The organism is Clostridium sp. AM34-9AC, from assembly GCF_003480225.1.
Classification (GTDB): domain Bacteria; phylum Bacillota; class Clostridia; order Lachnospirales; family Lachnospiraceae; genus Acetatifactor; species Acetatifactor acetigignens.
Window position 1 is genome coordinate 4,601 of record NZ_QUIU01000006.1, and the last position, 23,839, is coordinate 28,439.

At 47.9% G+C, this 23,839-nt stretch carries 14 protein-coding genes and 1 pseudogene; all 15 read left to right on the forward strand.

Going from position 1 to position 23,839, the window contains the following annotated elements:
• The first annotated feature begins 396 nt into the window (after positions 1–396).
• Positions 397–744 carry a DUF3879 family protein gene (locus DW835_RS04960; protein WP_008115686.1) on the forward strand — a complete coding sequence of 116 codons (348 nt, stop codon included), beginning with the start codon at positions 397–399 and terminating at the stop codon, positions 742–744.
• A gap of 107 nt (positions 745–851) precedes the next feature.
• Complete coding sequence (locus DW835_RS04965; RefSeq protein ID WP_242854986.1) at positions 852–1,118, forward strand: sigma-70 family RNA polymerase sigma factor; 267 nt, start codon at positions 852–854, stop codon at positions 1,116–1,118.
• Positions 1,115–1,747: a hypothetical protein gene (locus tag DW835_RS04970; protein WP_055040427.1), complete on the forward strand. Its 633-nt coding sequence runs from the start codon at positions 1,115–1,117 to the stop codon at positions 1,745–1,747. Before DW835_RS04965 ends, DW835_RS04970 begins: the two co-directional genes overlap by 4 nt.
• Positions 1,748–2,084: 337 nt before the next feature.
• Positions 2,085–2,513 carry an HTH domain-containing protein gene (locus DW835_RS04975; protein WP_118730781.1) on the forward strand — a complete coding sequence of 143 codons (429 nt, stop codon included), beginning with the start codon at positions 2,085–2,087 and terminating at the stop codon, positions 2,511–2,513.
• Between the two features lie 26 nt (positions 2,514–2,539).
• A complete protein-coding gene (locus DW835_RS04980; RefSeq protein WP_012744349.1) occupies positions 2,540–3,190 on the forward strand; it encodes a hypothetical protein in 651 nt (216 codons plus the stop codon).
• 1,227 nt (positions 3,191–4,417) lie between these two features.
• Positions 4,418–5,836, forward strand: a complete 1,419-nt coding sequence (locus DW835_RS04985) for a methyl-accepting chemotaxis protein (protein ID WP_118730782.1) — start codon at positions 4,418–4,420, stop codon at positions 5,834–5,836.
• Positions 5,837–6,151: 315 nt separating this feature from the next.
• On the forward strand, positions 6,152–6,862 hold the full coding sequence (locus tag DW835_RS04995; protein ID WP_243028691.1) for a tyrosine-type recombinase/integrase: 711 nt from the start codon (positions 6,152–6,154) through the stop codon (positions 6,860–6,862).
• Positions 6,863–7,045: 183 nt separating this feature from the next.
• Positions 7,046–7,375 (forward strand): glycosyltransferase, encoded by a 330-nt coding sequence (locus DW835_RS05000; protein ID WP_118730783.1) that lies wholly within the window; start codon positions 7,046–7,048, stop codon positions 7,373–7,375.
• Positions 7,372–16,260 (forward strand): cell wall anchor protein, encoded by an 8,889-nt coding sequence (locus DW835_RS05005; RefSeq protein ID WP_243037054.1) that lies wholly within the window; start codon positions 7,372–7,374, stop codon positions 16,258–16,260. Before DW835_RS05000 ends, DW835_RS05005 begins: the two co-directional genes overlap by 4 nt.
• A gap of 49 nt (positions 16,261–16,309) precedes the next feature.
• The gene (locus DW835_RS05010) at positions 16,310–17,134 is read left to right on the forward strand and encodes a class B sortase (protein WP_172594834.1); all 825 of its coding nucleotides are present in this window, start codon (positions 16,310–16,312) and stop codon (positions 17,132–17,134) included.
• Between the two features lie 760 nt (positions 17,135–17,894).
• On the forward strand, positions 17,895–19,118 hold the full coding sequence (locus DW835_RS05015) for an ATP-binding protein (RefSeq protein WP_118730785.1): 1,224 nt from the start codon (positions 17,895–17,897) through the stop codon (positions 19,116–19,118).
• Positions 19,119–19,126: 8 nt separating this feature from the next.
• Positions 19,127–19,336: pseudogene (locus tag DW835_RS18685) on the forward strand (hypothetical protein); the annotation flags it as partial.
• 38 nt (positions 19,337–19,374) lie between these two features.
• Positions 19,375–20,607, forward strand: a complete 1,233-nt coding sequence (locus tag DW835_RS05025; protein ID WP_118730787.1) for an ATP-binding protein — start codon at positions 19,375–19,377, stop codon at positions 20,605–20,607.
• A gap of 324 nt (positions 20,608–20,931) precedes the next feature.
• Positions 20,932–23,295, forward strand: a complete 2,364-nt coding sequence (locus DW835_RS05030) for a LuxR C-terminal-related transcriptional regulator (protein WP_172594833.1) — start codon at positions 20,932–20,934, stop codon at positions 23,293–23,295.
• A gap of 11 nt (positions 23,296–23,306) precedes the next feature.
• Positions 23,307–23,837, forward strand: coding sequence for a hypothetical protein (locus tag DW835_RS05035; protein ID WP_147353706.1), 531 nt, complete (start codon positions 23,307–23,309; stop codon positions 23,835–23,837).
• Positions 23,838–23,839: the final 2 nt, after the last annotated feature.

Below are 23,839 nucleotides of genomic sequence, written 5' to 3' on the forward strand. Positions count from 1 at the left end.
AAGAAAAAGCTGCAAAGAAACGTGCAGAAAAATCGGCAGAAAGAAAGGAAACGGGTGATTATACCTTATCCGTAACTGGTACTGATGTAAAAAGTATGACACAAAGCCTTGTAGCAGGATCTGTGAGTATTTCTGTACCTGATAGATCGAGTTTTGATATTAAGGCATAAGAAGATTCGGTAAAAGGAAAATATCAAATCGGTACTTTGGTTGGAACTGCGATTTTGGCTAAAAGATTGTGAGTTGCCAATATAATCAATAGTTTCTTCTATGAAAAGATAAGATGACAGGGTGGAAGGCTATGGAGAGCTGACCGCCCTGTTTTTATCCAGAAAAATGCAGAAATAATCAAGAGAAAATCAAAATCTTTCTGCTATTCTGTTTCATGGGTTTTATATGTACGAAGATAGGCTTCTACAAGTGCAAGAATGGTGGTTATCTGATCGCTTGTACATTCTGAAAGATAGACCAGCAGTCTTTGGTAATCCAGATTATCAAATGAATAGCAGTTCTGTACAGAAACAATTAAAAGCAGCAGGGATCGACACAAACAGTAAAAAGTATAAAGCAGTACTGAGTGAGATGATGAAAAATGGAAACGGTGCAATGTTTACAAATGTTCAGGCAATTAAGAACCTGATGAGCCAGTATGACAAAAATGGAGACTGGATTGATCCGAATACCGGATTAACAGGACTTGCTGTAACGGATGAGAACAGAAACAGTTATAAACATATCATTTGAGGCGGTTTTTAATGCGAAAGCCTAATGAAAAAATGGAGGTATTATAAAATGTCTAGTGTGAACAATTATATGAATGGCATCTATGACAATAACATATCCTGTAGGAGTTGGAGGAAATTGAAGCCTGTATTGCAGACCAGAAAAACATTGAAGAAGAAATCGAGGTCAGAGAGTTAGCCTGTATCATTGAGTCTTTTTTAGACACGCTGACTATCGAAAACCGCGTTATCTTTATGCGCCGCTATTGGTTTTCCGACAGCTACAAGGACATAGCCGAGTTTGTAGGGCTTTCAGAAAAAAATATTTCTGTCCGGCTGACCCGTATCCGCGAGAAAATGAAGCAATACTTGATTGAAAGAGAGGTATTCGTATGAACGCAAAGAAATTTTCTGACGCTATGAGCGAGCTTGATACAAAATATGTTGATGAAGCACTCAACTACAAAACGAAAATGAAAAAGCCTATATGGATAAAGTGGGGAATTATGGCAGCCTGTCTTTGCCTTATAATTTGCGTAGTTACAATTCCGCGTTTACTTAATGGCTCTAATCCCCCTATTTCTGGAGATTTGGCTCCTATGGTTTATGTAAATAACAAGTTGTATCAATATACGGATAGTCAACTCGATTTTACAGATAAAGAAAGCCAGTTCACTTATTTAGGGGAAATCGAAAGCAAAGTTAGCTCATCGCAAGAGCCAAAAGAGAATTTCCAAGCCAATGACGATATTGTAGGTGCTAAAGTATATCAATATGAAAATAATATTGTGGTTTTAATTGATGGTAAATATTTCTTATATAGTCATATGGAAGATGCTGAAAATGAAACGGTTGAATTTGAAGGACAGTTATTTAACAAATCGGACTTATCCGAAGAAACCCTTGAATGGCTTGAGTGGTATAATTCGATACCGCTAGAAAAACAACTTGCTGTCAATTCAATTCCAGCCGAGCTATATACTGATGACGGTGCTGGAACGGTTGACGCAGACCAAGAAAAATAATTTTGATTGACACCCACAAGGGACAGCCGAGATTGAGGATGGAAAGAAGAAAATCCGCCAGTTTGAGAACTTGGAAAAGAGGTTGCGTCAAAAGTTATCCAAAGAGGAACGAAGAACACGCAACAACCACCTGTATAATCAAGAGGGCACTTAACAGTGAAACTTATTTCTTGGAGATTTATGACGATATATACTATATAGCATTGAGTTAATTCTAAACGGATTTAGAATGTATTTACACGGAGGTTTTATATGTCAATGAATATCAGCGGATTAGGCAATTAAAATAAGCGGGATGATGAAGAAGCCTAATACAGGTGGAGATTAAGGCGCAAATATGATAAAAACAAAAAATATTTCAGAAATGTTGACTTCTTTAATTGAGGAGTATCGTTTTAATAAAAATACTCTTTCAAAATATTTAGAAATAACTGAAGAAACAATAGATGGAGTAGTAATGGGCAATGTGGAATGTTTGCTAGATGATCCTGCATTGCGTCTTAAAATACTTAGTAAAGCAGGATTTCTGTATTTTGGAGCGATTGAAGATAAGGATAGGCAATTAAGCGGTTTTTTGGAAGTGCTTGTTTCCTATTATGGCATATCCAAGCTAACGATAGCAAAAATGGCTGGTGTTGAGGAAAATGATATTGACAGGCTTTTAGCCAATCCACCAGAAAAGATTGAAATCGAAGTAAAGTATAAAATTGCTGTGACGGTTATGGAACTGCGATTTTGGCTAAAAGATTGTGAATCACCGATATAATCGGGATTTGTGAGTAGAGGGCACTTATGAAAAATAAAAGTATCAATCAAGTTTCCATAATAAATGGTGAAGATGGTCCCACAAGTGTTTTTATATTTGGAGAAGCTCAAAAGCAATCTCTAAAGATTAGAATCCGAAATGCTATCTATCAATCCAGACGAAAAAGGATAGAAAAGAGAATAGCGGCCAACCCGCATACCCTTGCGGAAGTGGTGCAATACGCAAAGGATCATTATGATTTAGTGGAAATCAATCCTGCCGCAACAAATTGGATAGAACGACAGAAAAATCTAAAAGCTAGTTTGATTATGCAGCATAAACCAGAACTTTTGGGCCAAAGGAAGGATATTCCAAAACCAGATTTTCATAATGAAGAATCTGTTAAAAATTTTTTGAATGAAATGGAAATTAGAAATAAATTGATTGACCAAATGCCTGATAATGTAATTCCCATGGATTTTCATTTATATGAAATAAAAATTGGTGAGGATTTAATGGAAATAGAGGTAGATTATACCTGGAATATATTTGGAATATCTTACTCTGGAAATAAGTCGGTCATAAAAAGGTTTAAGAAAATAGCCAGAGATTTATATTGTTATTATGGTGTCAGTGAGGAGGATATAAAGAACCGGACAAAAAGATATTCTTCACTGGTAACGGAATTGAGTTCATAAATAAGCAGTTAATTTAGCAACAACTTGTTGCAGATTCTAAAGTTATCTTGCATAATTAAAATATAAAAGATGTATATAAGGTCGGAACAGAGACCTTAAACCTGTTCCAGTGGTCGGGATGGAGACCGAAAACCCATTCCCATTGCGGAATAAACTGCAAATACAGTGATCGCGTTGCAGAAACCTGTGAGGCCTGCGACCGGGGGAGAACCTGCGGGGACTCCTCTTTTCTATATTATGGAGATGGTGTATATGCAGAAGATGCTTGATTTTATAACATAGAAGAGAGTACGTGTAATGCGGAGTAAATAATGGTCAAAAAACAATCGACATCCGACCTCACACACGTTATAATATAGATAATCTAATAAGAAAACAGTGTTATCATTACCGCATATTCAGTGAGAATGGTAGCCATAAATATGAATTCGCAGGAACGGAATGGTTGAACCCTCAGGGTGACAGTGTCACTCATTTGTCAGCGAGAGGTGCTTAACTTGGATGATTTTCAGTTTTCTTATTTTGACATGGATTTACAGGAAAGTCAGTAAAATCAAGTTGTTGCTTGACTTATGTTGACCAAGAAAAACATAGATTTTCTGTAGTGACTTGAACTCCTAAGACTCTATTGTAGGTTCGATTCCTATAGGAGACGCTCATTTTTAGCGGTAATGAAGATAGTTTCATTGCCGCTTTTTTCATGCAGAATTGTAATTTCAGTGACAAATTTGTCAGCGAAACAGGGTTAAATATACTGATTTTGTCAGCGGGGATGGATGCTTGTCACTGATTCACATTTTCTAGCCGTCACCCAGAGGGATTAACTACAGTGTAGGATGAGTTTTAGGGTGTAAAATTAGGAAAAGCAGTGAAACAAAACACTATATTCAAGTCTTCTTGAGCGCTCCGGTTCTAAATCGTGAAGAGCACGATTGACACAGCGGCCTACAGTTTCCCAGTCCAGCCCCCTCCAAGTGGTTGGTCTGCTGGAATGTTTGTCATAAGCAGGACATGACTTGTGACAGAAAGGGCAGTCATTCTCATGCCATTTATTAGATCTGGCTTTGATACGGATGTGTTTCACACCATCCTCATCAGAGTAAAGATTAAAATTTTCTATCAAGAGAATAAAGAATTGACAAAATTTTGTGGGGTGGGGTAGAATAATGGTAAAAAATTCCAAAACATAACGCATTGGTGCCTTTCGCAGAAAGAAGAAAAATAAACATGAAAAAGAGAAAGAACTTGGGAAAAAAGTTAGTAACAATGTTAGTGTCTGTAGGCTTTTTTGCAGTTTTGATTACAGTCTTGAATTTAATGGCATTACAAGCTATTCGAGGAAAGAATAATGTACTTATAGAACAGTTTGAACAATATGAAGAAGCAGTGGAAAATAATGATACTGCGGTTTTTGAAACAGCAAAAGGAGAAGTGGTAGAAGCCATCAGACATAGCAACTACAGAATAAATGGAAGCATCATTTTTGATCTTGCACTTGTGGTAGCTGATATTATTGTAATCGTACTTCTTTCGATTGTTATTAATAAGTCCATTGTTCGTCCAGCAAAAAGAGCAAAGAATGATTTGGATGATATCATTTTAGGTATAGAATCAGGACAGGGTAATCTTACGTTAAGAGTATTTGATGAAACCAGTGATGAAATTGGTCAGCTTGCAAATGGTGTCAACCATTTTATTGAAACATTACAAAATCTTATGGTAAAGATTCAGAGTGTATCAAAAGATATGAAAAAATCTTCCTATCTTATACAAAATGAGGCGGAATCTTCAAATATGAGTGCATCCAATGTGAGTGCAACATCGGAAGAACTTGCAGCATCCATGGAAGAGGTATCTGCTTCTCTACATGATTTAGCCCAAGGATGTAATAATCTGCTAGAGAAAATGGCAGGCATGAATGAGGATGCTAAGAACTCTGCAATGAAGTTGCATGAAGTGAAGCTTACTGCAGAAAATAGCTATAAAGAAGCGATTGCATCAAAAGAAAAAACAGTAGAAACATTTGATGGCATTCAAAAGGATGTCGCGGAGGCAGTAGAAGCATCTAAGTCTGTAAATGAAATTGCAAAACTTACAGAAAATATCTTAAATATCGCAGCACAGACAAATCTTCTAGCACTTAATGCATCGATTGAAGCAGCAAGAGCAGGGGAAGCAGGCAGGGGCTTTGCCGTTGTTGCAGATGAAATCAGACAGCTTGCAGATAGTTCACGTGAGACAGCAAACAATATTCAGGAAATCAGTGGAAAAGTTATTGAGGCAGTAAACAATCTGTCTGGAAATGCAACGGAAATGATTCGTTTTGTAGATGAAAAGGTAGCACTTGATTATGACAACTTTGTAAAAATTATTGGAAATTATGATGCTGATTCTGATCAGGCAAGTAATACATTTAACGAGTTTGCAGTTAAGTCAAAAGATAGCTTAGGTACAATGAATGATATGAATGAAGGTATCAATAACATTTCTATAGCGATTGAAGAATCTGCAAAAGGTGTTACAAACGTAGCACAAGAGATATCACAACTTGTAACAGCAATTTCAGCAATTAAAGTGCAGGCGGACGAAAATAAGAACCTTTCGGAAGATTTATCGGATGAAGTAGCAAAATTTGAAATAGTTTAACTAACAGATTTTTATTATGAGAAAAACTGTATTAGGTAAATAACCCGCACTAACTAAAAATGAATGCCAGAATAAGCACAAAGGCATAGCCCCATTACGGGTTCTATGCCTTTGCGTTTTCCGGAAGCAGCATCCGGTCGTCGATATAGTAATCACAGGAAATCTTCCGGCTGTTGTGTCCATAGAATTCGATGACAGGCTTGTTACCGGCTTAAGGAAAAAGTCTGCAATCCTCATGGCGTATAGCAGAGAAGGAATATGCTGTTTTGACTCGATATTGGCAATAGTTTTCAGGCTGATGCCGGTTGCTGATACATGCTATACAAAGACAACTACAGACTACCGGCGGATGATAAGGAACTGAAAAGCAGCCGGCCAGAGTTCTTTCAAAAAGTAGCATTTCATCTGGCATTCGCAGCAACGGTCCGAATAGGAGAGCTGCTTGGGCTGACATGGGACTGTGTGGATATATCAGAAGAGGCTATTTCAGAGAACAGGGCATATGTCTTTATTAACAAACAGGTGGAGCGTGTATCAAAGGAAGCTGTTGAGGAGCTGGATTCAAAAGAAGTCATTCTGATCTTCCCCTCACAAAGGAAGAATAATAAGACGGTCAGGGTGCTGAAAACACCAAAGACCGATACCAGCGAGCGCAAAGTTTATATACCGGGATTTGTGGCACAGTGCCTTATTGATATAAAGAAGGAACAGGATGAGGTAAAGGAGGCACTTGGCAGTGAGTATACCGATTACAACCTGATAATGGCGACTACTTTTGGAATGCCGATCAATAGCAGCTATATTCGGGATCAGCTGCAGAAAGTAATTGATAGAGAAGGTCTTCCGGATGTGGTTTTTCATAGTCTGCGCCATACAAGTGTCACATACAAACTGAATGAGCAGAAAGAGGAAGAAAATAAGATTACCATACCGGAGGGAGTAGATCCCGAACTGCTGATGAAAGTACTTGGCAATCCGGAGATGGCGGCTTTGCTTACTTCTCTGGCGAAGACAATGAAAGTATAAATATAGAAGAACGATATTGTGTGGAGTAAGAAATCTATGCAGTATCGTTTTTTTCGTTTCTTGTGAAACTTTTTTGAAAAATTTTGCGTTTTGGGTGAGAGTATTTTCGATTTTTTGTACCTATATAAGCGAAGGGGTTTTTAAGCTGCATTTCAATAAATCCAGAGAGAAGGTTCAAACGAAATGTACGATACCGCAAAACGAGTCGCACTCGTCAAGCAGCGGGTGCGGGAAAACACCCGCCGGAGGCAGCGGCGCGGTATATATGGGCTGAGCGCAGCGTGTATGCTGCTGTTCGCGGTGATGATGCAGGCGGCGGATGTGTTTGCAGTGCAGGGGCAGACAGCCGCATGGGGCGTGTTCGGCGCGATGCTGCTGCGGGATGATACGGGCGGCTATGTGCTGGTAGGCGTTGTCTGCTTTGCAGCGGCGGTGGTCGTTACCGTGTTTTGCACACGATTGAGAAAAAACAATAAACAGCAGGAACAAACCAAGGAGGATGAGGAAACATGAAGAAAAGATTTTTAGCGGCGCTGCTGAGCCTGTGCATGACGCTCACGATGCTGCCAACTACGGCGTTTGCAGCGGTGAGCGATTCGCTGGGCAACACACCCGAGGAAAATCAGGCGATTTTGGAGCAGCTCTCCGCCTTGACCGGCGATAGCAGCGACCAGGTGCTTTCCATGCTGAACGCTTTGGGGCTGCTGGATGAAGACGGCAATTTCAAGGTGGATCAAACCATCACGCTGGACGGCCAGGTGTTGACACTGGCAGCTGTCATGGAGCTGCTGGAAAATCCCGCCACGGATCTCACCCGCATAGCCGACGTGGATGGGACTCCGGTGGCGCTGGGCGATTTGAAGACCATGATCCAAATCGAACAGGAGCTGCAGCGGATCAAGGACACCTATTTCTCCGGCAGGGAGTTTACCGGGGAAGCTCTGGAGAATCTCAATAGCCTGATGGAGCAGCTGGAGCTGCAGGGCATCAGTTTGCAGTATTCCGCCTCTGCCACAAAGCCTGAGGGCGTTGAGACGGTGGATATGAGCGGCATGATGAGCCAAACGCTGGAGGATCTCGCAAACAACAGCTGGAGCTCCGGGACTTTTACTGTATACGGCGGAAAACCGGTCGGCTTTTCCTACCGCATTCAAAAAGGCCAGCTCAGCGATTATATCACCGATGTGGAGGTCTCGATAGGCGAGACGAGTGGGGTCGCCCAAGGCGACGGGTCCTACAAGCTGACCTATGACGTAGGCTCGACTTTCAGTTTAGGTGGTTGTAAAATCACTGTCAAGGTTACAACCAAAGGAGTGAACCCAGACTGGCTCGAGAATTCTTATTCCTATGGCGACCTGCTAGGGATGATTGAATTTTACGATGCGGAAAATCTGGTGTTCTATGACGGTGCCGCTTATGCCGACCACTGTCAGCTCAAGCTAAAAAAGACGGTTGACGCCCCCACAATACAAACATCAATGACCGCGCCGAGTTATGTTGAAGAACTCAAAAATACAACCGTATTATATGATGATTTGTTTATTCCTTTGCTGGCAGAAAGCTACACTGGCGGCAGTGCCGACAATTCGGACTTTATTGCGCTAAGCAATACCATCGGAATTTTGGAGGGTGCCCGCAACTCGGTGTCTTCCAGCAACTCCACCAAATCTTATCAGCCATACCAAATCGACGCCAGCATCGAGTTTAGCTGGAGCGGAGACATAGCTGCCTATAATGGCTCTGCGCCGTATGGCAATTATATTTCTGCAAACCCGATACCCTATGCCCCGTTCTGTCTGACGGAGTACAAGCTCGATGGAACAGCTCTGACGCTCACCACCGACGGAAAGAAAACGGAGAACTGTACGATTAACAATGGCAGTACGGTCAGCATCTCCCTGCAGTCTACCACGCAAAACAGAGAGAATCATCAGTACTATCTGCCCTTCGAACTGTATCTGAAGAATGTAAATAATAATATCCCAAATTCCACCACCACCGCCAAGACCAGCGACGTCACCGCCAAGCTGTTGGACGCGGACGCCCCCACCATTCAAAGCGTCACGGCCCCGGCGGGAACCTATGCCAGCGGACAGCATGTGCCTATCACAGTTACCTTTAACGAGTTCGTGGATCTTAGCAACGCCAGCGTGACCATCAATGGCAAAGTGTATAGCGCCGCTGAGCTTTCCATGAACGACTACGGCGTCACGGCAATGCTCTGGTATCCAGTGCAGGATGCGGATGACACCACGGTCATCGTCAATGGTATGACCGGTGTGGAAGATGTTTTCGGCCATCCGTTGGATACCGCACTCTATCAAAGCAACTCGATTGCCGACGTTACGCTGAAGAGCGTCTTGATGCGTAACGCTCCCACCGCACTGACCGCCGACTACGACAACGGCAAGGCATCGTTCACGATGAACGCCAACATGGAGCAGGTCTACAAGACCGTATACAGCAATTATCACATCCCGGCAGGCACAGACCCGAAGGAAGCCCCGTTCCGCCTCGAGCTGAGGTACGACTCCGCGGTTGAACCAATCCATCTGCAGGTCTATCTGGACACAGAGAAGGAAGCATTCACCATTAGCGACTATGCAATCGCACCCTCTGCTTTCGACCGCACCTACACGGTGACGCTGCAGGCCAACGAGGACACGAAAGCCGATCCTGCCTGGGTGAATGTTCTTCCCCTGACCCGGCAGTTCACGGTGGCAAAGAAAGTTTCCGCGCACACGGTGAAGGTCGTCCCGGAAGCGGATTCCGCCGACTATACGATTTCCCTCGGCAAAACCGCCCGCCCCACGCTTAAGGCAGAGGTTTTTGGGGAAAACGATGAGCAGGCCAGCTACACCACCGGTAAATGGAGCAGCAGTGACACGCTCATTGCCACCATCAACGAGGATACCGGCGTTGTTGCCACCACAGGAACCAAGGTGGGAACCGTCACCTTTACCTTTACAGCGGACAACGGGACTGAGGACACTGCCGATGATGTGACGGGCAAGTCAAAGCCCTATAACGTGACGGCAGGCGATTCCCTGGCACTGGTGATTCCCGGCGGCGCGTCCATCGTGACGCGGGTAAATCAGCCCGCCACCGTGCTGTGGAGCTCCAACGCCACGCTGATGGCGCCGAACAAAGAGTTCAATTACAGGATTGACCTGTATGAGGGCAACTACGCGAATGAGGCGGCGCTGAGCGGCCGCAAGCCCGTTGCGACTTATACCGTCGGCAAGGATAAAAACAGCGTGCGGATCGAGGAGAATGTGCTCTCCAAGCTCTCCAACGGCAATACCCCTGCCTACACGGTATTGGTCTCCATGCCGCACCCCAACGCCGGCGGTGAGGACGTCCGCCTGTCGGCACTTGCCTGGATCATCGTGCAGGCACCACCTGCCACAGCCAAGCTGACACCGCCCAAGAGCATTTACCTCAAGGATACCGACGGTGCCGTCAATATCGACTGGTCGGTGGAAAACACCACTGACGGCGCCCCTTTGCAGCCCACGCTGACCATCACCCGGGTCACAGAGGACAACACCACCAAAGTGGTGGACAGTGAGCGCCTATCCGGTACCTCCGGGAGCGTCTCCCTGTCATTACAGAGTGTGAAAGCCGGCAATCTGAAGGACACCTATCAAGTGGTTTTGAGCGTGGAGAATCCTGGTGAGGAATCTCCCAGCACCGACTCCTTCCCCCTGTATGTCTACGATGCCGACGCACTGAAGGTGCAGAACGACAAAGGAGAAACGATTTCTAAGCTGACCATGGACAATACCTCCAAGGTCAGCGGCAGCCTGCCCACCGTTACAGCTGAAATTTTGCAGCTGCGCCAGGAGTTGGGGCTGATCGAGTACATAGGCATCAACTATGACGAGTACGGATGGAACTCCTTTAAAGACGGCATCCGGTGGCTCTCCAGCAACAACAATGCCATTTCCGTCAACTACAAGCAGGGCGGACTGTATGAGGACATCAGAAACTTCTCCTTTGATTCCTACCTTCCCGAAACCAAAATGGCGCTGTCCGGCTTGGCCAACGGCACCGCAACCGTTACGGCTACCCATGCCGCCACGGACATGAATGCCGCCGTACAGGTGACAGCGAAAACGCTGCAAAATAAGTTCTATCTCTTCCAGCTGACGCCTGCAGCGGAAACTACGCTGCAATACACCGACGGCAAAGGTGTGCCCAAAACGGTCACGACCAACAGTGAAGGCGTGCTGGCGCTTTACGAACCCAACGGAATCGCCAGTGAGGTGTCTCTGCGGTCCGGCTCCGGCGCGGATATTTATTTGGGCACCATCTATAAAGAAAATTTGCGTTCCGGCGAGCGGGACGCCACAAAACTGCAGCTTTATCCCTTGAATACCTTCAGCCTTCGGCGAGTCGCCCGGGCATCTGTGACGCTCATCACGTCGGGCGGCGATCCGCTGGCGAACAAGACGGTGACCGTTCGTGGCGGCGTTTATAAAAACGGAGGCTACTGCCAGACAGCTCTGCTTGGCTCCAGGGCAGGAGCACTTGTCAGCGGCATCACCGGCGACACCTATACCACGGATGCGGCGGGAAATATAACCGTCTATCTGGATTCCACCCAGTTCTGGTCGGCCGAAAAGGGCGAGAGCAACACCACGGCGCTTTCTGCTCTGGATCAGCTGGAGTACATTCTGGAGATCAGCGCAATTGACGGCGACAAGTACTATCCGCTGCTGCTGACCGTCAACGGCAAGCTGGGCGTAGACGATGTAATGCGCACCGCAGAGGGCGTTGTCTCTCTGGAGCGCGTGCCGGCGGGGGAGGAAAACAAACCCTTCATTGTGGCGCAAAGCGTTGATTACGGTCTTGCCAACGGTCAGAAGGTGGATGTCCGCAGCTCGACTGGGAAGATTGGCCCTAACAGCAGCTTTAAAACAGCAAGCCTGCACACCACCATGTTCCTCTGGGGCGAGGATATTGCCAACGCGCGGAATTACAGTCTCAAGCTGGCGGACGAATACGGCGTTCTTCCTGCCGCCCAGAGCAGCAGTACCAAGCAGTATCCCTTCTCATCCATCCCCGTAGCGGAAAACGATCTGACCCTCACCGAGGCCACCATGACCACCTCTGGATGGATCGCCGACGGCAAGGATGTGGGTATGAAAACGCAGCTGAGCCTGAACGGCAGCCTGCTACAGGAGAAAATAATGCCCTTCCGGGTCGTTGATCTGACCCGAGTGCCCAAGGTGACAGAGGATGACCGCGTCACCGGTATTCTGGCGACGATGGGATCCTCCAGTGGAGTGAATCAAGTCGACTTTGGCGGAGTGGGCGATAGTAACATTCTCAAGGTGCTGACCGGACGGCTGGATGATCTGAGCGGTCCGGTGGACACTTCCGTGTTCAAAATGATTATCACCCCCAGCGAAGATCCCTCCGTGTTCCGTGCCATGATTTGGGCCGGGTATAATACGCTGGAGATGGAGGAGATGGATTATTCTGAGGACGGCGTGGCGTTGGGTGCGAATGTGCTGACGCAGAACCTGGAAGTGGGTGTGCCCGAGACCGGGGATCTGAGCCAGATGGCCCAGGGCACCTATGATCCCAAGGGGGACTACAAAACCAACTCCATAGCCGACAATGTCACCAGCACGGATCTCAACTTGCAGTTGGAGGGCTTTTACGAAGCGGAAATCCGCTATAACACCGAAAAAAAGGAGTGGGAGGTTTTCACCGTAGGTGGCGGATTTACCGCCGGCGTTGGTGTGGGCTTCTCCTTCAGCGTGAACGCCATGGCTGGCCCCGTGCCGTTGACAGCAACCTTTGAGCTGGGTGGTGCCATTCAGCTGGATTTCCGTACCGCAGTGCGCTACGGCCGGCAGGGCGATGGTACAGAGCTTGCCTGGAGCAATCCCACGGCCACGGCAGTGAATGACTTTTTGACCACGCTGCGTATCAACGCCTATGTCCACGCGTTTGGCGGTATTGGCTTTGACTATTCGGTCGTGGCGCTGAAGATCGGTCTATTCGGCAATTTGGATGTGGACAGTCAGAATAAGTTCCTTTCCCGCACCTATCTTGCCGACGAGACAAAGCGTCAGATCAACGGTCAGGCTTTGGGGATCACAAGCGAAGTGGGAATCAAATTTGTGGCCCAATTCCTGTTTATCTCCTATGAGGCGGTCATCGCCTCCGGAACCCTTGGAGCCACCAAGACTTTTAATGACTGGGCAACAATCGACGACTACTGGAATAGCGCTACCAGCGGGCTGAGCCTTGCCTCGCTGCGGATGGCGGCAGCCCAGAGTGGAATGCAGGTGGCTTCTGGCAGTGCAACGCTCCAAAGCCGGGACTATCTGGAGCAATATGCCCGTACTTGGAGCCAGCCCCAGCAGCGGATGATGCTGTTCTCTCTGAACTCCCCCAGTGGGCTGGAAAACATCCAGACCAATGCCAACCCCACATCCTATCCACAGCTCAGCGATGACGGGAAGGTATTGGCCTACATCAACGACGGCAACAGCAGCAGTATTTACGACAGCCGGGCACATTTCTCCACCCTCAATGGCAGCGACTATTCTATCTCCCGTGAAATTGACGCTCCCACAGGGTTCTCCGGCTACGGCGACACGAGCGTTTCTTTGTCCGGCACTGGCAGCTTCGCGGCGGCGGCTTGGGTTCGCATGGGCACCGACCTGCCGGGTAAAAATGCCAGTGATGCCGTGACATTGGAAGAGCAAAACCTGCTGATGAACAGCACGGAGATCGTAGTGTCCGTCTATAACGGCTCAACCTGGACATCCACCCGCCTAACCAACGACGGCACGCCGGATCTGGCCCCAGCCACGGCAGTGGGCGGCGACGGCAAAGCCATCGTGTTCTGGCGCAACGTCTACACCCCTGATCCCGGTACGCAGGGCAGCAACAACCTGCTGAACTTCACGACCAGAGATTGTATCATGTACAGCTGCTATGACAGCACTAACGGCACCTGGAGCAAGGCAAAAATGCTTTATAACGGTGCTACTGGCAGCGTGAAGGCGTTGCAGGCGGCCATGCTGCCCGACGGAACCGCTATGGCGGTTTACTCGCTGGACCGTAGCGGAACCGGAGATACCTCCGCCTACGAGATCGCCTATTGTACCGTGGCTGCTGACGGAACTCCCGGTACAGCCATGCTGGCGACCTGTGACAGCAATCTTGACGAAAACCCCCAGGTCGTTGCAGCCAACTTCGGCAGCGGGGATGACCGATTTGTCATCGGTTGGCACAGTGTCCGAGACGGCAGCAGCGATATTCAGCTGTTGGCTGTGGACGGCAGCGGCACCATGTCCAACAGTTTTCCTGGCTCTTTGTCTGCCCTGACCAGCAGCGGCAACGCCGTCGTGGGCGCAGACTTCCGCTTCGCTTCCCTCAGCGGGGATCATCGCAGCTGCAATGATCTTACCATCGTCTGGAATGAGACTGTCAATAACGCCGACGGCGCGGTAGATCACGGCATTTTGAAGGCGGCCAAGCTGCGCTATGCCACAAATACCTACACGCTCTCCGCACCATTGGAACTGGCAGAGCTGCCGGATCGCACGCTGGCTGACCACTTTGATGCCTATGTCAGCGGCACCAATCAGATGCAGGCTGCCATTCAGGCCACCCGGTATGACGATGAAAACCAGAAGGTAATCGGCGGCGTGACCGTTCCGGGTGAGGAAACGATCCTCTATACCGCTACCTCTGATTTTGTCACCGATGCGGTGGCAGTGGAACAGATCGGTGTGGATTATGCAACGCTGGCATTGAACAGCCTGACACCCATTCGCTTTACCATCCGCAACACCGGGCTGAACGATGTGACAAACCTGACGGTCAAGCTTGGCAGCGGGGAAACCGCCACCCTTACGGAAAAATTGCTGCCCAATGAAAGCACCACCCTTACCGTCTGGCACCATGTGAAGGACCGCGTGACCGACCAAAGCTATACCATCACCGCCGGCGGCATCAACGAAAATGGCACAGTGTATCTGGATTATCCTGACATTGGCATCTCGCAAATGGAAGTGATTGCGGAGAGTGCCGGCAAGCGCACGGTGCGCATGACCCTCTATAATTCCTCTGCCGCCACGCTGACCGGCGGAAAGAGCCGCGAGGTGAAGCTTGCGTTCTATGCGGATGATCTGCATACCGAACCTGCAGAGGTAGCCTGCACCACAAACGGCGTATCGGTTAGCGGTAATGAAATCACCATTTCCGAAGACAGCGCCCTCGCCCGCATTGATCAGGGAACCTTTACACTGGACCTGACCTATGATCTGGGCGAGTATATGACATCCATTGGCAAAACCGAGATCCCCAATGTGGGTACCTATCTGTACGCCGAGGCGTGGGCGGAAGGCCAGATTGGTGGAACGGGAAGCAATCAGCGCCTGCCGGAGTATAACGGCAGTGACAGCGAGGCCAGCGTCCATATGACCGGCGCACTGGCCCGCACCGGAGAGCAGCTGACGATGGATGTGACACAGGGGAACGACGGCAACGGTCACAGCACCGCCGCCATTACCCTGCGCAACAACTGCCTGCAGTCTCAGACTGGCGCAGAGCTGGTGGCCACGCTGCTGGATGCTGCCGGGACCGTTCTGGAAACGAAAAAGACCAGTATTGGCGGTGCCATCTCCGGGGAAACCTTCCAGACAGAAACCGTCACCTTCTCCCGGCTTGGCACCCGCGTAGTGGTGCGAGCCGCAGTGCCCGGTAAAGACCTTCTGACCTTTGAAGGTCTGGCAGTGGGGCTCGGCGATTTTACCGCCAACGGAACGAACTATACCTATACGCTGCAAAATGATAGCGGAGCAACATCTACGCTAGTCACAGCGGTGTCTGGAAACGGCGAGCCCGTGAGCATCAACGGACAGGCTCTGTCCACCGGCGGCAGCGCAACCGTTGCCATCCCCAACAGCGGCACAACCGACATTGTCGTGAGAATCGGTGCTAAAACCTACACGCTGACGATTCTGCGCAATAGCGGCACAGGCGGTAATGAAGGCGGTGGCGGAAGCGGTAATGAAGGCGGTGGCGGAAGCGGCTACAGCTACTACACCATCAAGGCAACTGCCGGGGCTGGCGGCTCCATTTCTCCATCCGGCAATGTCAGCGTCCGTGAGGGCAGAGATCAGACCTTCACCATCACTCCGGATAAGGGCTATGCTGTCGCCAACGTCAAGATTGACGGCAAGAGCATTGGCGCGGCGAAGTCTTATACCTTTGAGAATGTCAGCAGAACCCATACCATCAAGGTCATCTTTATGAAAGCCAACGGCAACCCCCAGACCGGCGTGTTTGTGGATGTAGCCACCGGCAGCTATTATGAGGACGCTGTGGATTGTGCTGTTCTCTTTTCACTACAAGAAACAAATTAATGACATTTTGAGCTGCGCCGCTATCCAAGCGCGGCAAGGAGACAGCATTATGAAAAGAATCACAAGAATCATTCGTCCGATCATCTGCATAGTTGTCCTTCTCGTTGCTATGACCACGGCAGTCAGGGGCTGCTATCAGAGAGAGACAGAGCCTATCGACATTCCCGGCACATCTGCGCCTCAGCCATCAGCGCCTCTCGCGGGTGAAGTTATCCCCTCGGTGGACAGGCAGACAGAGTTGGCGGAAGCCAGAGCGAAGAATCCCGACACCGTGGCATGGCTGTATATCCCCGGTGCGGAGGTGGACGACCCTGTGATGCAGGCGGAGGACAACGGCTATTACCTAAAGCTGGATGAAAACGGTGAGTACGCCATGTGGGGCTGCTATTATGCCCATTGTGAAAACAAAATCGGCGGCAGGGATAAGCTGGACAAAAACACCACCATTTTCGGCCACTCCGCCAGCAACTGCGACCCGGACGGTGTGCGGTTCACCAAGCTCTACCGTTATATGGACGTAGACTTTGTAAAGGAGCATCCGTATATCTATCTCTCTGTGGATGGTGAGGACATGATTTTCCAGATCACCGCGCTGTTCGTCACGGATATTGGCTTTGACTATATTGAGCCTGATCCCACGGGAGATGATCTGACCAGCTTCTTTGAGACAATCGCGCGGAAAAACTGGCTTGACTTTGATGGCGTGACTTTCTCCGAGGAAGATACTGTTCTGACCCTCTCCACCTGCTGCCGGAAGTATGACAAGGCTAACAGCGGCAATCAGCGGCTGGTGGTCATGGCAAAGCTGCTGCCGGAGGGCGCAACCGCACAGGAGTTCAGCGTATCCCTTGTGGATAGTCCTGAAATGCCCTAAAAGAAATCAGAATACGACGATAACAGGACACCCATCCTTGCGGTACTGAAAAGCAGCGTATGATATAGGGAAAACGGCGGCCGCCCCGTACAGAGCAGCCGTGGTTTTTGCTGTCCCTACATTTAATAGGTTGCCAAAATAATTTGGTCAAAAAACATCGACATCCCTTGCTCTACACGCTATAATATAGATAATCTAATAAGAAAACAGTGTTATCATTACTGCTACAGATGGAATGGTAGCCATATTTATGAAAAAATCATTGGAACGGAATGGCTGAACCCTCAGGGTGACAATGTCAGCGATTTGACAGCGAAAACCATTTTTCTCAGGTGATTTTCCGTTTTCTTATTTTGACAGAGATTTACAAAATAGTCAGGAAAATCAAGGCTTTCCTTGACTCATATTTACTTAAAATAATCGCTGTTCCCAGTGTGGACTCGAGCTCCTAAGCACTAGTTGAGGGTTCGATTCCCCCTGGGAACAGTCAAATTTTGCAACAATGATGACCACAATTCATTGTTGCTTTTTTTTATTTATAGGTGCTTACGAGCACCGAATGCCGCGACAACGAGCGTGTAACGCGAGTGAGTTCAGGGAAAAGGAGAGAATGCCTATGGCAGAAAAAAACAGACGAACGAGTTACGGATGAAAAAGTGGTAGAAATTGAAATGGAAATTTTCTAAATATGTGCCACAAATCTTGAAAAAATCTTGATTTGTGGCATAATAAATATATATTTTGATTTGGAGATGATGTTATGTATATAAAGCGTGAAAGATATCTAAGCAAAATAAGACCATTTTATGATGTGGATTTAATTAAGGTTCTGACAGGTGTTAGAAGATGTGGAAAATCTATATTGTTAGAGCAGATTAAAGAAGAATTTATTGAAAATGGGTTTGATAGAGCGCATATTATTACCATTAATTTTGAAGATTTGCAATTTGAAAAAATAAGAACTGCAGAAAAACTTAATTCCTATGTGAATGAGCAAATCAAGGATCATGACAAATACTTGATTTTTTTAGATGAGATTCAGCATGTCAGGAGCTTTGAAAAGGTTTTAGCTTCCTTTCGGGCAACATTAAATTGCTCAATTTTTATTACTGGAAGTAATTCGAAATTGCTATCCGGCAAGATGGCAACATTGTTGGTTGGAAGATGTGTTGAATTTAGAATAATGCCATTTTCCTTTGCCGAAAGCTACGAATATGCTACAGCTATAGGAAGAAATATGTCTCCGGATGAGTTTATGATTGATTATATCAATTGGGGTGGCTTCCCTTTGCGTTTTTCGTTTACAAAAGAAAGTGATATTAAGAGATATTTGGAGCAGACATATGAAGGTATCTTAGATAAGGATATTATTACTGACAGATCAAAGGTTAATAGACAAAACTTTGAAAGAGTAGCAACATATATTATGGCAAATGCAGGAAAGGATTTTTCCAGTAAAAACATAGAGAACTATTTTATACATCAAAATGCAGATACTTTGGATAAAAAGACGATATACAGATATCTTGATAAAATGGAAAAGGCTTGTCTGATTGATCGTGTAAAAAGATTTAATATTGTAGGAAAACAGGCAATGTCGTATATAGAGAAGCAATATGCGGTAGATACTGGTTTTCGCATGATAAATACAAACTTAATAAATTTTGAGGATACCTTTTTTCTTGAAAATATAATTTATAACGAGCTAAAAGCAAGAGATTATGAAGTCTTTACAGGAAAAACATATAAGGGTGAAATTGATTTTGTTGCAATAAATGGAAGAAAGAAATGTTTTATTCAGGTGGCATATTATTTGGCTGGCAAGGAAACGATTGAAAGAGAGTTTGGTGCTTTTAAGCCAATTAGTGATGCATCACCGAAATATGTGTTTTCATTAGATAGATTTGATTATTCAAGAAATGGAATTGCACATATCAATATTGTTGATTTTCTTTTGGGTAAGAAGGATATTAATTTATCATAACGCCACAAATTAAGAAAAAATTTAAAATTGTGGCTTCTGGAAAAAATCATATAAAAGGGCCAAAGAAACGGACGCCAGAAGATGATGAACATTTCAGCGAGTCATTTGAGAGGATGATACACATGGCAATTCAGAACAGAGAAGGAGAAAACAATGGCAAAGAATGTCTGAGTACTCTGATTGAGTTTTTGAAAGCGACGTCTTGCACATACTATTAGCAGACAGTATAATAAATACATCGAAGCAGTTTCAAAAAATGAAAAATATTCGACTTTTGAAAGCGGGTGACGATATGAAAACAATTACAAGAGCAAAGTATCTCGACAGAATCATTGAACTGAATGGTACTCCTGACATCAAGATTATCACGGGCATTCGTCGATCCGGTAAGTCCAAGCTGATGCAGGCGTATATTGAGTATCTGAAAAGCCATTTTGAAAATATCAATATTATCTTCATTGACTTCATGGATTTGGCGTATGAAGAAATCAAGGAATACCATGCCTTACACGCTTATGTGGAAGAACATTATCAGGAAAGTAAAACGAACTACCTGTTTGTAGACGAGGTTCAGATGTGTCCCAAGTTTGAGTTGGCAATCAACAGCCTGTACTCTAAGGGAAAATACGACATCTATGTAACCGGCTCCAACGCTTTCCTGTTGAGTGCGGATCTGGCAACTCTGTTTACCGGACGCTATATTGAAATTCATGTGTTTCCTTTCAGCTTCCGGGAATATTGCCAATATTATGATGATGTTAGTGATAAAGATAAGCTCTTTGATGATTACGCTATCAAGGGCGGTTTAGCAGGTTCTTACGCTTACAGAACCGAAAAAGACAGAACAAACTATATCAAAGAGGTCTACGAAACGATTGTTACAAGGGATTTGGTGCAGAAATATGCGCTCCCGGACACTTTGGTTTTACAGCGTCTGAGTGAGTTCCTTATGGATAATATCAGCAACCTGACTTCTCCGAATAAGGTCAGTCAGCTGCTGACAGCAAATGAGACTCCGACCAATCACGTAACCGTCGGCAAGTACATTAAGTATTTGTGCAATGCTTTTGTATTTTATGATATTAAGAGATACGACATCCGAGGCAAGAAATACCTTGAAAGCTCTGAAAAGTTCTATCTTTGTGACAGTGGTATTCGATATGCAATACTGGGAAGCAGAAATATGGATTACGGCAGAGTATATGAAAACATCGTTTGCATCGAGCTTCTTCGCCGTGGATATGATGTCTATGTCGGCAAGCTCTATCAAAAGGAGATCGACTTTGTTGCTCAGAGAGGCAGCGAGAAGATTTATATTCAGGTCAGCGACAACATTTCCGGGCAGGAAACATTTGAGAGAGAATGCTCTCCTCTGCTTCAGATCCGAGATGCTTATCCGAAAATGATTATTGCCAGAACCAAACATCCAAAATATAGCTATGAAGGAATCGAAATCCATGATATAGCCGATTGGCTGCTACAAGAATAAACAAGGCGAAATATCTCCGTCATTCTCTTTTGAAATGATGGAGATATTTTTATGTTGATGGAGATTCAGGGCCAGGAAACTGTGTCAGATTGCAAAAATCCTTTCCGAACTTTTTACATAGCAGTCATGCACTTCGGTGTGTGGCTGCTTATTTGCATCTATGCTATCAAAATCAAACAAAAATGATCTGCATAGCAGTTTGCTATGCAGCGTGTCTCATCCTTTGGGATGATTTACATTTCGAAACAGACTCGTATAATATAATTCGAGACAGATTACGAAAGACTTATGGCAATCTCGCTCTGTATCAAAGGGAGGAAAGAAATGACCAAAAATATTATCATAAAGACCTCCGTTCAGAAACGGTTTGACAGCTTCATGGCGCATGGCAGAGTCCTTTTTTTCAGCGCACCCTGCGGCTTTGGAAAGACAGTACTGGCGGACGCACTGCTGCGCGGTCGGAACGTGCTGCGGCAAAGTGCAGCAGACCCAGACTGCGCAATCCCACCGTCAGCGCAGGATTGGGACATTCTGCTGATTGACGATCTTCAGTTCATGCAGGAGGAAGCCGGGCAGCAGGCTCTTTGCGAACTGATTCGCTCAAGTCCGGAGCGCCGTTTTGTGCTGCTCTCGCGCGGTGTGCCGCCCGGCTGCCTGACGGCGTTTCAGTATACGGGGCTGATGACAGTGCTGGAGGCCGACGACCTGCTTTTTGATGAGGGCGATGTGCGGCGGCTGTTTCAGCTTTCGGGAGTAAACGTAACAGATAGCGAGATTGATGGAATTTTGAAAGAATCCGTGGGCTATCCGTTGGGTGTGGCCATCACGGCGCGGTGCATGTCCCCGGACAAGCCGTGGACGCCGGAGCTGGTGGCGCGGGTGTTCTACGAGGTGTTCCTCTACTTTGAGACCGCCATCTACCGGCGCTTTGACCTGCCGGTGCGGCGCTTCTTGTTGGAGCTAGCCCCCTTTGAAAGTTTTGACCTGGAAATGGCGCGGATGGTCAGCGGTGATCCCCGTGCCGGCGAACGGCTGGACTGGATTTTTCGATACACTACTATGCTGCGCTACGACGACTGCCAGCGCTTCCACTTCTGGTCGGGTTTCCGGGCTTTTCTCCTTTGGGAGATGGAACGGGAGTATACCGAGGAAAAGCGCAAAGCGCTCATCGGCCGGGGCGGGCTGTACTATGAGCTGAAGGAAGACTACGCCCACGCCCTGGAATGCTACACCAGCGGCGGTGACCATTCCAAGGTTTCCGAGCTGCTAGTGCGTAATGCAGAACTTCACCCCGGCATGGGGCACTATGCCGAGATGGAAAAATACTACCGCAGCCTGCCGGAGGCGGAAATTCTCGCATCCCCCTCTCTGATGCAGGGCATGAGCATGCTCTGCGCGCTGGTCATGGATTACGAAGGCTCGGAGCGCTGGTATGGCGAACTGCAAAAGTTTGTCGAACACTGCGGCAGGCAGGACGCCGCCGGAAAGCAGGCGCGCGGCCGCCTTGCATGGCTGGACATCTCCCTGCCCCAGCGGGGCGTGAAGGGTCTGACGGAAACCATCCCCGCCGTGTTCCGGCTTCTGACGAACAAAGAGGTGGCGCTGCCGTCCTTCTCCGTCACGAGCGCGCTGCCGAGCATCATGAACGGTGGCAAGGACTTTTCCGAATGGAGCAAAAAGGACGACCTGCTCTACAAAACCCTCCGTCTCCCCGTGGAGGCAGTACTGGGGCGGGACAGTGTGTGTCTTGCCGACTGCGCCATTGCCGAGAGCAAGTTTGAAAAGGGCGAGGACGTCGCCGGCCGGATGCTGTCCCTTCTCCCGCAGATGAACGAGGTCCGCAACCACGGCACGTCGGACATGGAGTTCGCCGTCAGCGGATTGCTGGCCCGCAGCCAGCTGGCAAACGGGCAGCCCACCGACGCGCGGCGCACCATCGAGGTGCTCCATGAATGCTTTGTCGAGCGCGGTTTGACTCGCTTTCTGCCCAATATGGACGCCATGCTCTGCCGTATTGACATGCACACCGGCGACCTTGATGCGGCGGATGCGTGGTACCGGGAAAAAGCCCCTTGCGAACCAACGCACCTGAATGTCATGCGGCGCTACCAGTATCTCACGCAGGCAATGGTGGAAATTATGCAGAACCGCCCGGACGCCGCTTTGCTGACGCTCTCACCCATGGAGCCGTACATTCAAAACTGCGCCCGCATCATCGACGGCATTCACCTGAATGTCCTGACTGCCATCGCCCTGCGCCGCAAGAAGGATGAGCGGTGGCGCGAGCGATTGACGGCGGCGCTGGGCGCGGCGGCAGAGTACCGATTCATCCGCACCGTCAGCGTATACGGCACGGCAGTGCTGCCGCTGCTGGGGGCACTGGAATGGGATGGCGACAAAAAGTGGTATAAGCAGTTAATGGCGGCGGTGCGGATGCAGGCGGCGTTCTACCCGCATTTCCTCGAACCCCGCCTTGCCCCCGGCGAGGAGCTGACGCCCACGGAGCTACAAATTCTGCATCTCATCTGCGCGGACAAGTCCAACGCCGAGATTGCGCAGATCATGGACGTGAAGCTGCCCACGGTGAAGACCCACGTCAGCCACATTCTCGACAAGCTGGACGTGAAGCGCCGGGCGGAAGCCAGGACAGCCGCAAAAAAGCTGTGGCTCATTCCGGATGATCTATAAAAGCTGAGCCTGTGCTTGAACGGGCTGAATATAAACCTTATACATATATCCTAAAGGAGAATCTTATGAAAAAACGAGTATTGAGTATGTTCATGGCGCTGGCGCTGTGTCTGACGCTCCTGCCCGCACCCGTGCGAGCGGCGGAGGATACGCCGGAGAGCGGCGAGGATGAAAACGCCGGGAACAATGCGGACGCGGCGGTATCCGCTGTGCAGACGATGATCGATGCGCTGCCCATCGTGAGTGAGTTGGACGGCATGACCGCCGACGAGCTGGACGCAGCTTATGACGACATTCAGGCGGCGTATGATGCTTATGAAGCACTGAACGCAGAGCAGCAGGCGCAGATCACCGGCGCAGACTTCGAGGCGCTGCTCGGCTGGTTCAACAGCCAGACCGCGCTGTTGGCGGACGCACAGTCCGGCGAGCATACCCACTGTGTCTGCGGCAAGGACAGCGGTACAACGGTCATACCCATAACAACAGCACAGCATGGACGGCAGCCGATTCCCTGCCTAATTCTGCGGGCAGCTATTATCTGACG